Genomic DNA, 10,894 nt, shown 5'->3' on the forward strand with positions numbered 1-10,894 from the left:
CGCCGCTACCGCTGGTACGCACACTGGGGCGGGCCGACGGGACGGAGACGGAACACGGTGGGCTACCACGGGCACACGGCGCGCGCGACGGACGTCGCCATCGTGGGGGCGGGCGCCTCGGGGCTGTCGCTCGCCTGGCGGCTGTGCGGACTGCCGGCCGCGGTGCGCCCGGACGTCACCCTCCTCGACGCGCCCCTCGGCCCGTGCCGTCCCCCGGAGCGGACCTGGTGCTACTGGGAGGCGCCGGGCGGCGAGTTCGACAGCGCCCTCACCGCCTCGTGGGGGCGGCTGCGGGTACGCGGCCACGACGGCGGCGCCGTGACGGCCCGGCCCGCGCCGCTGCGGTACAAGATGCTGCGCTCGCCCGACTTCGCCGCGCTCGTGCGCCCCCGGCTGGAGGGCCACCCCGGGCTGCGGCGCCTGGTCGCCCGCGTCGGTGAGGTGGCCGACGTGCCCGGTGGCGCGCTCGTCCGCGGGGTCACCGAGGACGGCCGCGCTCTGGCCGTCCGCGCGCGCTGGGTGTTCGACTCGCGGCCACCCGCGCGGCTGCCCCGCGCGCGCACGCGGCTGGTGCAGCACTTCCGCGGGCTGCTGGTGCGCGCCCCGGCCGCCGTCTTCGATCCGGGTGTCGCCGAACTGATGGACTTCCGCACGCCCCAGCCCGCGAGCGGCCTCTCGTTCTGCTACCTGCTGCCGTGCAGCCGCACCGAAGCCCTCGTGGAGTACACCGAGTTCTCCCCCGCCGTGCTGGACGACGCCGGCTACGAGAAGGCGCTCACCCGGTACGCGCGGGACGTCCTGGGGCTGCGCGCCTACGAGGTGACCGGCGTCGAGCAGGGGATCATCCCCATGACGGACGGGCACTTCGCCCGGCGGGCGGGCGCCTCGGTCTTCCGGATCGGTACGGCGGGCGGCGCGACCAGGCCCTCCACGGGGTACACCTTCGCGGCGATCCAGCGCCAGACCCGGCACATCGCGGCGGCCCTGGCCCGGGGCCGCACGCCGCTCCCGCCGCGCGCCTATCCGCGCCGGGCGCTGGCGATGGACGCGGTGCTGCTGCGGGCCCTGCACAGCGGACGGCTGGACGGGCCCGCGTTCTTCACCCGGCTGTTCGACGCCGTTCCCGCGCGGCGGCTGCTGCGCTTCCTCGACGGTGCGAGCACCCCGGCCGAGGAGGTGGCCCTCGGCCTGCGCACCCCCCTGCGGCCCATGCTGCACACCGTCGCGGAGCTGCCGCTGCTGCGCCGCACGCCGACCCGATCCCCCGCCGGAAGGCTCCCATGACGCTCTTGCGCGACCAGGCGCTGTCCGCCGCGTTCGACCACGCGGCCTCCACCTACGACCGGCTGGTCGCGGCCAACCCGGGCTACCACGCCCAACTGCGCCGCTCGGCCCGGCGCCTGGCGCTCCCCTGGGACGGGCTGGGGCTGCGGCTGCTGGACCTGGGGTGCGGGACGGGCGCTTCCACCGCGGCGCTGGCGAAGGCGGTTCCCCTGGCGGAGATCGTGGCGGTGGACGCGTCGGCCGGGATGCTGGAGCGGGCCGCGACCAAGCGGTGGAGCGCCGGTGTCTCCTTCGTCCACGCCCGTGCCGAGGAGCTCGAAGCGGCCGGGGTCACCGGCCCCTTCGACGCGGTGTTCGCCGCCTACCTCTTCCGCAACGTCACGGACCCCGACGCGGTGCTGCGCACGGTGCGGGGCCTGCTGCTGCCCGGCGGGCGGCTGGCGGTGCACGAGTACGCGCTCGGCGGCAGCCCGGCCCACCGCGCGGTGTGGCAGGCCGTGTGCGGCGGGATCGTCCGCCCGCTCGGCGCCCTGTGCGGCGACGCGCGGCTCTACCGCCACCTGGCGCTGTCCGTCCGCTCGTTCGACTCCGCCCAGGCGTTCGCCGCGCGGATGGCCCGGCAGGGGTTCTCGGACGTACGGGTGCTGCCGGTGCCCGGCTGGCAGACGGGGATCGTGCACACGTTCGCGGGCTCGGTGCCCGAGACCCTCCCGGCGGTGGCCCGGTGACCGCCGGGAGCGCCCGCGGCGCGGGCGCGCGGCGGGGCCGGGACCGGCGGGCGTGCGTGCTGCGCCCGGCGCCCGGAAGGACGCGCTGCGCGGAGCCCGCGCCCCGGGCGGCCGTCGTCGGCGGCGGCATCGCCGGACTCGCGGCCGCCACAGGGCTGGCCGAGCGGGGCGTGCGGGTCACGCTGTACGAGAGGGAACAGGCACTGGGCGGACGGCTGGCGGGCCGCACCGTGCGCCTCGGCGACGGCTCAGCGGCGACGATGAGCCGCGGCTTCCACGCGTTCTTCCGCCAGTACTACAACCTGCGCGGGCTGCTGCGGCGCATCGATCCCGGACTGACGACACTGCGCGGCCTGCCCGACTACCCCCTGCGGCACAGCGACGGACTGTCCGACAGCTTCGCGCACGTCCCGCGCACCCCGCCCTACAGCGCGCTCGGATTCGCGGCGCTGAGCCCCACGTTCGGCGCGCGTGACCTGGCCAGAATGCGCCCCCGCGCCGCCCTGCCCCTGCTGGACGTGCGGGTGCCCGAGGTGTACGAGCGCCTCGACGCCACCAGCGCCCGCGCGCTGCTGGCCGCCATCCGGTTCCCCGAGGCGGCGCACCACCTGGCGTTCGAGGCCTTCTCCCGCAGCTTCTTCGCCGACCCGGGCGAGCTGTCGGCGGCCGAGATGGCGCTGATGTTCCACATCTACTTCCTCGGCTCCAGCGAGGGCCTGCTCTTCGACGTACCCGAGGAGCCCTACCCGCAGGCGCTGTGGGACCCGCTGGGACGCTACCTGGACAAGCTGGGCGTCGAGCTGCGGACGGGTGAGACTGTCCACGAGGTGCGGCCGTCGGGCGGCGGCCTGACAATGGCCACCGGGGACGGCGAGGAGGCGTACGACGCGGCCGTGCTGGCGCTGGACACCGCGGGGCTGCGCACGCTGGCCGACGCCTCCGGGCAGCTGGCCGACAGCGGCTGGCGGGCGCGGGTGGGGCGGCTGCGCACGGCGCCGCCCTTCCTGGTCTCGCGGCTGTGGCTGGACCGTCCCGTGGCCGGCGAGCGGCCCGGCTTCCTGGGCACGAGCGGCTACGGGCCGCTGGACAACGTCAGCGTGCTGGAACGTTGGGAGGGCGAGGCGGCACGCTGGGCCGCGCGCACCGGCGGCTCCGTGGTCGAGCTGCACGCCTACGCGCTCGACCCGGCCGCCGACCGCGGGCGGACGCAGGAGCGGCTCCGTGCCGAACTGGCCCGCGTCTACCCGGAGACGGGGGCGGCGCGGGCCGTGGACGAGGTGCACGAGTGGCGGGCCGACTGCCCCCTCTTCCCCGTGGGCGGCTACCGCGACCGGCCCACCGTCCGCACCTGCGACCCGCGTGTGGTCGTCGCCGGGGACCTGGTGCGCACCGGGCTGCCCGTGGCCCTGATGGAACGGGCGGCCACCAGCGGATTCCTCGCCGCCAACGCGCTGCTGGAGGGCTGGGGCGTGGCAGGACAGACGCTGTGGACGGTGCCGCGGCGTGGCCGCTCGGTGCCGCTGCGGGCACTGGCGCGGCTGGGCTGAGAGACCGCCGTGTGGGCGCTTCCCTCACCCGGGGAAGCGGCGGGTGCTGCGCAGGTGCCAGCGGCGTTCGGCGTAGGCGAGGTCGTCGAGCCACAGCCGCCTGGCGCCCGTCCGCAGCAGCGCCCGCACCACCGGGGCGCAGGCGCGGGCGAGGGCGAACCCGGCGCGGGGCGAGTGCGCCACGACCGCCTCGGTCACCAGGGTGCGGGGCTCGCCGGACGCCTCGGACTCCAGCGGGGTCGCGTGCGTCTCGACGACGGAGCCCCGGCCCTCCCCCGCGGTGATGTGCATGACGACGGTGCGCGGTTCCGGTGCGGTGAACACGGCCCGTACCGGCACCACCGCGCGCCCCGCCACCTTGAAGGAGACGTCGACCACGAAGCCGTCGGACACCTCGCCGCCCGGCGCCCCGTCCGGTGGCGCCTCGTCAGGGGTGCTGACCACCGTCAGGTCGACGAAGGAGTACGGGTGGAACCAGGCGCCGTGCCAGGGGTCGAGGCGGTTGGCGACGACGTCGTCGGGCGTACAGCGGCCGACGGCGGTGTGCACGGCCGCCACGGAGCGGCCAGGCCGCGGCCTGGTGGGCACGACGGGCCGCTCGGTGGGCTCCTCGCCGCCCGCCCCGTCGAGCCGCACCCAGGCCAGTACCCCGTCGTCGTAGGCCGGATACGGCTCCCAGCCGGGCCTCGGCCGCCCGTCGAAGGCCATGCCGTGCCAGTGGCAGACCAGTTGCCCGCAGCGCACGGGGCTGTCCCTCAGCGGCGCTCCCAGGTGCGGGCAGGCGCCGGCTCCCGCGCGGATCCTGCCCTGCGCGTCGTACCAGGCGACGACCTCCACTCCGGCGACGGTCCGGCCCAGTGGACGCCCCCGGGTCATCTCGCGGGACGCGCCGAGGACGTACCAGTTGCCCGAGGGCCGCTTGCCGGCGCGGCGCAGCGCGTCCTCGATGAGCCCTGGCCGTGCCGCGCGCCAGGTGGGCCGCTGGCGCTCCCAGGGGACCGCGCGCCGGCGCAGGGCCAGCGGAGTGCGGCGGGTGCGTGGGGGCGCGGGCGGCGCACCGTCGGTCATGGTGCCTCCATCAGCTGGGGGTACGGGGCGAGGGCGGCCGGGTGGTGCCGCGCGCGGCGCGGGCCCGGGCGGCGCGTCGGCGTGCCGCCGCGGCTTCCGGATTCCGTGACGGCGCAGGTGTTTCCGTGCGCGGCGCGCAGCCGTACAGCGGCGACGCGAGTGAAGCCGTCCAGCGCGAGGACGGCACGGCGGCGACGCGGCACGACGGCTCTGCGGTGCAGCACGTCGAAGCCGTTGTCCGCGATGGTCTCGAGGATCGCGCCGTAGAGGACGAACGCGGTCCTGATACAGGGCCTGGCGCGCGGGTCGAGCATGTCGAGACCGGGGCGGGCCTGCCGGTAGACGCCGCGGGTGAGGTCGAGCGCCGCGGCGAGGGCCGCGGTGACGCGGGGGTCCGCGCGTCCGGTGTCGCGGCTCCAGCGCAGCAGCGCGCGGTCGACGCCGAAGGAACCCAGCAGGTCCTCGGGCAGGTAGACGCGGCCCCGGTCGAGGTCCTCGCCCACGTCGCGCAGGAAGTTGGTCAGCTGGAAGGCGACGCCGAGGGCGGCGGCGTGCGGTGCGGCCTCCTCGCGGGGGACGACGGTGCCGAGGACCGGCAGCATCTGCAGTCCGATGACGGCGGCGGAGCCGTGCATGTAGCGGCGCAGGTCCGTGTAGGTGGGGTAGCGGGTGACGGTCAGGTCGCTGCGCATGGACGCCATGAAGTCGGCGAAGTGCCGGTGGTCGATGGCGTAGCGGGCCGCGGTGTGGGCGAGGGCGCGGACGACAGGCGGCGCAGCCGTGCCCGCGCCTGCGCCCGCGCCCGCGCCCGCGCCTGTACCCTCGCCCGTGCCCGTCCCCGTGCCCGTCCCCACGCCCGTGCGCAGGGCGGAGGCCAGGTGGCTGTCCATCTCGTCGAGGGCGGCCAGGCGCCGGTCCGCGCTCGCGGGATCGCCGGGGGCTTCGGGGGCTTCGGGCTCGCCGGGGGATTCGGAATCGCCGGGGGATTCGGGGCCGTCGCGGACGTCCGGGTCGTCGACGATGTCGTCGGCCCAGCGGGCGAAGCCGTAGAGGGCGTGGACGGCCGGGCGGCGGTCGGGGGGCAGCAGCCGGGTGGCGAGGAAGTAGGTTCTGCCGTGGCGGGCGTTGAGCCGGCGGCAGACCCGGTAGGCGTCGCGGAGGGCCGCGCCGGTGATGCCCGCGGCGTCGAGTTCACGTTCCGTCATGGGCGAGGGGCCTTCCTGCGGTGCGGGACCCGGCCGTGCTGCGCGGTGCTCGGCCGGCCGTTCCGGAGGGGGCACCCGTGAGGCGGGCGGCGGCGAGCTTGCCCGAGAGCAGCACGGTGGGTACGCCGACACCTGGCGTGGTGCCGCAGCCGGCCAGGACGGCGTTGTCGGTGCCGCGCACCAGGTTGCGGGGCCGGAAGGGGCCGGTCTGGGCGAAGGTGTGCGCCACGGAGAACGGTGTGCCCGCGGCGAGGCCCTGGGCGCTCCAGTCGGCGGGGGTCACCATCAGCTCGTCGTGCACCGAGTCGGCGATGCCTCTCAGGCCCCGACGCTCCAGGTGGCCCAGCAGCGCCTCGCGGTAGCCGGGGGCCAGGTCGCGCCACTGCCGGGCGCTGGGGCCGAGGTCGGTGTTGGGGCAGGGGGCGAGGACGTAGTGCAGGTGCCGCCCCACAGGAGCCAGCGCGGGGTCCGTGGTGGTCGGGCGGGTGATGAGCAGGGAGGGGTCGCTCATCAGGCGGCCCTGGCGGGTCAGTTCCCGGAAGGTGCGCTGCCAGGCCGCGCCGAACGAGAGGGTGTGGTGCGCCAGTTGCGGCCAGGTGCGGTCGGTCCCCAGGTGCAGCACCACCGCCGAGGGCGCGTGCCGCAGGGCCAGCGGGCGGCGCGGCCGGTGTCCGAGCAGGGCGTAGGAGGTGGGCAGGTCGGGGGTGAGGACGACGGCGTCGCAGGGGACGCGCTCGTCGTCGGTGAGGACGGCGCTCACCCGCCGCCCCGACCGCTCCATGCTCCGCACGCGCCGCCCGTAGCGCAGGTCGGCTCCCGCGTCGCGCGCCGCGTCCGCCATGGCGCGGGGCAGTGCGTGCATGCCGCCGCGGGGGAAGTAGACGCCGGCGACGGTGTCCATGTAGGCGATGACGGCGTAGGCCGCCAGCGCCCGCTGGGGCGGGACGCCCGCGTACAGCGCCTGGAAGGTGAAGACGCGCCGCAGCCGGTCGTCGGGCAGGAAGCGGGTGATGCGGTTGTCCAGCCTGCCGAAGCCGCCCAGCGCGGCCAGGCGCGCGAGGTCGGGGTGGAGGAGCTCGAGCGGGGTGTCGAAGTTCGCGTCGATGAAGCGCCGCATCTGGATCCGGTAGAGCCGTTGCAGCCAGTCGCGGAGCCGAAGGTAGCCGTCGGCGGCCTCGGGCGAGGCGAAGCGGGCGACCTCGGCCGCCATGGCCGCGGCGTCGCTGTGGACGTCCAGGCGGCTGCCGTCGGCGAAGCTCGCCCGGTAGGCGGGGCGGAGGGGGACGAGGTCGAGTCTGTCGGTGAGGCTGTCGCCGACGGCGGCGAAGGCGTCGGCGACCAGCTCGGGCATCGTCAGGACGGTGGGTCCGGTGTCGATCCGGTATCCGGAGCGTTCGAGGCGTCCTGCCCTGCCTCCAGGGCCCTGTGCGCTCTCCAGGACCGTCACCCGCCGCCCGGCGCCGAGCAGGTGCAGTGCGGCGGACAGCCCGGACAGGCCGGCACCGACCACGACGACGTGGTCGGTGGGGCCCGGCACGCCCTTCACCGCACGGCTCCGGTGCGCCGGTGCGCCGCGGCACGCGCGGCTGGTCCCTGCGGGTGGCGCTTCGTCGCGCTGCGGCGCATCGCGGCCCTTCCCTCGTGTGCTCGGCGGCGCCGTCGCACGCGGGCGCGGCGCCGTCCGCCAGTCGATCACGCGACGGGGGTGCCCGCGCCGTGACCGCTCCGGCGTGCGAGGGCCCGGCAGCCGAGGGCTACCCGAACGGCCGTACGTACGAGCGGGAGGGGGGTCTGCGATGCTGGGGCGGCCCCGCAGCAGGCGGGCTGACGCACCGGTGAGCCCGCGCCGCGCGGGGCAGCCACTCCACTCAGCGGCGCCGCCGTGGCTCGCACCGGCCGCCGCGCTGATGACGAGGACTGCTCACATCCGTGTATGACATATCGTTCACGACGGTCGCGATGCTGTGCGTGGCCGCCGCCCTGGCCGGCTGGATCGATGCCGTCGTCGGCGGCGGTGGCCTGCTCCAGTTGCCCGCTCTGCTGATCGCGCTTCCGCATCTGCCGCCCGCCTGGGCGCTGGGCACCAACAAGGCGTCCGCCGTGGTGGGGACCTCGGCCGCGGCGGTCACGTACGCCCGCAAGACCCCGCTCGACCTGCGGCTCGCGGCCCGGCTCGGCCTCGTCGCGGCGCTCGCCTCGCTCGGCGGCGCGTTCTTCGCCGCCGGGGTGGACAGCGCGGTACTGCGTCCGCTGATCATCGTGCTGTTGCTGGCGGTCGCCGCGTTCGTCGTGTTGCGGCCCCACTTCGGGCACGCGCCGGGTGGCGCGGCGACCCGGGCCCGGGTGCTGAGCGCCTTCGCCGTCGCGGGCGTCGGCATCGGCTTCTACGACGGGCTGCTGGGGCCCGGGACCGGCACCTTCCTGGTGATCGCCCTGGTGGCACTCCTCAACATGGACATGGTCAACGCCTCGGCCACCACGAAGGTCGTCAACGTCTGCACCAACATCGGCGCGCTGGCCATGTTCACCTGGCAGGGCACGGTGCTGTGGGGCCTCGCTCTCGTCATGGCCCTGTGCAACATGACCGGCGCGTTCGTCGGCGCCCACATGGCGCTCAAGCGGGGCAGCGGCTTCGTACGCGGCGTCCTTCTGGTGACGGTCGTCGCCCTGGTGGGGAAGCTCGCCCACGACCAGTGGTGGGCGAACTGACCGCGGGCGCCACCGGATCGGCGGCGGCTCAGCCGTGCCGCAGGTGGTCCCGCAGCTCGCGGGCCACCTGCGCCATGAGGGCCTCGGCCCCTGGCTGGGTGGCGGCCGGGACGCGGGACTCCGTCAGGGCCGCGACGGCGTAGACGGCACCGTCGGCGTGCTGGACGACGCCCACCTCGTGGCGGAGGTTGAGCAGCGTCGCCGTCTTGGACGACCAGGACGAGGAGTCGGAGCTGAAGTCGGGGGCGAGCCGGTGGCGCATCACGTTGTCCCCCATCAGCGTGCGCAGGCGCGCGGTCACCTCCGGGTGCACGGCAGAGGGGGTCCACAGGGCCTGGAGGAGGTCGGTGAAGGCCCGCGCCGTACCGGTGTTGGCGCGGGTGACGTCGAGCTGCGGCAGCCGGTGGCCGCGCCCGACGGTGCCCGCGTCGATGGCCAGCGAGTGGGCCAGGTGCGCCTCCTGGGTGCGCAGGCGCTCGACGGGGGTGTCGGTCAGTTCGTCCATCGTGTGGCGGACGGCGATGCCGGTGAGCCCCAGCTCTCCCAGCATGGCGTCCACGCGCGCCGGCGGGGTGAGGCCGAACAGGGCGTCGGCGGCGGTGTTGTCGCTGAGGGAGGTGGCCAGGTAGAGCAGGTCGTCGACGGCGACCCGGGCCGGGTGCCGGAACCGGGTCAGTCCGGTCGGCCCCGGCCGGGTGATCCGTCCGGGCCTCACCTCCAGCGCCCTGTCCCCCGCCAGCTCGCCGCGCCGGACGCGTTCGAGCGTCGCTATCGCCAGGGGCAACTTGACCAGGGAGGCGACGGGCAGTTCGATGTCGGGCTCGATACCGACCTCGTCCCCGGTGTGGAGATCGCGCACGAGGAACGAGCCGAACAGGCCGCCGTCGCGCAGATCCTGGCGCAGCGTGCGGAGCAGTCCCTCGGCCGTCATGTGCGCGTCGTCCCTTCGTCCTTCGGCTCGGTGGTCGGTGTGCGGGTGGTCGGTGCGTGGGGGGCCGGCGTGTGGGTCGTCGCCGTGTCGGGGGAGGTCTGCCCGGCCCGTCCCGCTGCCGGGGTTCCGCGCGAGTGCGGCGGTCTGCGTCTTTGCGTACGGTCGGCGGCCGGCCCCGCTCCGGCCGCTCGCGCTTCGGCGGGTTCCGCTCCGGCGGATTCCGCTCCCGCGGGTTCCGCTCCGGCGCCCAGGCAGTGGGCGAGAGCGTCACCGAGGCGGTCGCCGAGCCGTTCGGCGTCGCCCTCCTCCGCGGCGAGGAGACCGTAGGTGCGCTCCATGTCGAGTTCGCCGAGGGGACGCCAGTGCAGAGCGAACTCCTGTGCCTGCACGGGTGAGCACAGCAGCAGGTCGTCGCCCGAGAGCACCTGGGCCGCCGCCTGGGTGAGGCTGGTGGCGACGGACACCTGGGTGGGCAGCAGACCCACCGAGTCGCCCAGGCGCGTGAGGCGGTCGCGGACGTGGGGTACGTCGTCCTCGGGCTGGACCCACACCCGCCGGGGCCGCCCGCGCCGGGTGCGGCGGGGGCGGAGGGCCTCCAGGAACAGGCGCCGCCCGGTGGGCTCGGCGACCGTGGCGAGACCGAGCGGTACCGACCAGCGTGCCTGGTCGGGCGGCACCGCGACGAGGGCGGCCCGCACCTGCTGGGAGCGGACCAGGTGCGGGCGCTCGGCAGGCGCCGCCGTACGCGGGTCGAGGACCATGCCCAGGCTGCGGGCGGCAGCGGCGAGGCGGGCCAGGCCGGGCGTGGGGCAGGTGTCGGGCACGGCCAGGGGTACGGGCCGCTGGTGGGCGGTCGCCGCCTCGTGTTCCAGTTCCTCGGCGGCGAGCACCAGGCGGCGGGCGGCCGGGAGCAGGGAGCGTCCGAACGGGGTCAGCCGCGCCCTGCGCGAGCTCCGCTCGAACAGCCGCTCACCGAGGTGTTGTTCGAGCGCGGCGACGCGACGGCTGGCGACCGACTGCGACATGCGCGCAGCCGCCGCCCCGGCCGTAAAGCTGCCGCGCTCGCTCACCTGCACAAACGCTCGGCACGCACCCACCAGATCCACGCCCGCCACTCTATGCCGCCGCCGCTGCCATGCGGATTGCGCATGAGTTCGCGCGATCGCGTCTTGGACGGCATGGCCGGTGTCGGGTGAGGCTGTGCGGGCCCGTCACTCACGGACCTTCCGGAGGCATCGACACCCATGCGAACGACCACAGCCCGACGCACCTCCTTCGCGGCGCTCGGCGCGCTGGCGCTCGTCCTGCCGCTCACCGCGTGCGGCGAGAGCGCCGCGAAGGAGGTGCGTCGGGCTGTGGTCGTTCGCATGGGTGTCGATGCCTCCGGAAGGTCCGTGAGTGACGGGCCCGCACAGCCTCACC

General features: G+C 75.9%; 8 protein-coding genes and 1 pseudogene. 4 read left to right on the forward strand and 5 right to left on the reverse strand.

The features are described from left to right. Window positions 1–57 precede the first annotated feature (57 nt). Genes AB8Z75_RS26560 through AB8Z75_RS26570 form a run of 3 tightly spaced genes read left to right on the forward strand, consistent with a single transcriptional unit; the run spans window position 58 to window position 3,559 of the window. Window positions 58–1,284, forward strand: coding sequence for a lycopene cyclase family protein (locus tag AB8Z75_RS26560; RefSeq protein WP_369206257.1), 1,227 nt, complete (start codon window positions 58–60; stop codon window positions 1,282–1,284). Beyond that, entirely contained in the window at window positions 1,281–2,012 is a 732-nt protein-coding gene (locus AB8Z75_RS26565) for a class I SAM-dependent methyltransferase (RefSeq protein WP_369206245.1), read from the forward strand. Before AB8Z75_RS26560 ends, AB8Z75_RS26565 begins: the two co-directional genes overlap by 4 nt. After that, window positions 2,009–3,559, forward strand: coding sequence for an FAD-dependent oxidoreductase (locus AB8Z75_RS26570; RefSeq protein WP_369206247.1), 1,551 nt, complete (start codon window positions 2,009–2,011; stop codon window positions 3,557–3,559). The genes AB8Z75_RS26565 and AB8Z75_RS26570 overlap by 4 nt, the downstream gene beginning before the upstream one ends. A gap of 24 nt (window positions 3,560–3,583) precedes the next feature. Here the strand turns inward: AB8Z75_RS26570 and AB8Z75_RS26575 are convergent, their stop codons facing one another. From AB8Z75_RS26575 to crtI, 3 genes are read right to left on the reverse strand one after another with little or no spacing between them, the layout of a single operon-like run. Further along, entirely contained in the window at window positions 3,584–4,627 is a 1,044-nt protein-coding gene (locus AB8Z75_RS26575; protein ID WP_369206249.1) for a DUF5914 domain-containing protein, read from the reverse strand. Next, complete coding sequence (locus tag AB8Z75_RS26580; protein WP_369206251.1) at window positions 4,624–5,832, reverse strand: phytoene/squalene synthase family protein; 1,209 nt, start codon at window positions 5,830–5,832, stop codon at window positions 4,624–4,626. The genes AB8Z75_RS26575 and AB8Z75_RS26580 overlap by 4 nt, the downstream gene beginning before the upstream one ends. Continuing rightward, complete coding sequence (gene crtI / locus AB8Z75_RS26585; RefSeq protein WP_369206253.1) at window positions 5,819–7,378, reverse strand: phytoene desaturase family protein; 1,560 nt, start codon at window positions 7,376–7,378, stop codon at window positions 5,819–5,821. Before crtI ends, AB8Z75_RS26580 begins: the two co-directional genes overlap by 14 nt. Window positions 7,379–7,791: 413 nt before the next feature. On the opposite strand from crtI, the gene AB8Z75_RS26590 reads away from it, so the two are divergent. Then, the gene (locus AB8Z75_RS26590) at window positions 7,792–8,541 is read left to right on the forward strand and encodes a TSUP family transporter (RefSeq protein WP_369206259.1); all 750 of its coding nucleotides are present in this window, start codon (window positions 7,792–7,794) and stop codon (window positions 8,539–8,541) included. Window positions 8,542–8,569: 28 nt separating this feature from the next. Here AB8Z75_RS26590 and AB8Z75_RS26595 read toward each other — a convergent pair whose 3' ends face one another. Together AB8Z75_RS26595 and AB8Z75_RS26600 are read right to left on the reverse strand one after the other, a co-directional pair. After that, on the reverse strand, window positions 8,570–9,472 hold the full coding sequence (locus AB8Z75_RS26595; RefSeq protein ID WP_369206255.1) for a serine hydrolase: 903 nt from the start codon (window positions 9,470–9,472) through the stop codon (window positions 8,570–8,572). 242 nt (window positions 9,473–9,714) lie between these two features. Next, a pseudogene (locus tag AB8Z75_RS26600) lies at window positions 9,715–10,578 on the reverse strand (LysR family transcriptional regulator); the annotation flags it as partial. Window positions 10,579–10,894: the final 316 nt, after the last annotated feature.

It is taken from the genome of Streptomyces sp. PU-14G (genome assembly GCF_041028275.1).
Classification (GTDB): Bacteria; Actinomycetota; Actinomycetes; order Streptomycetales; family Streptomycetaceae; genus Streptomyces.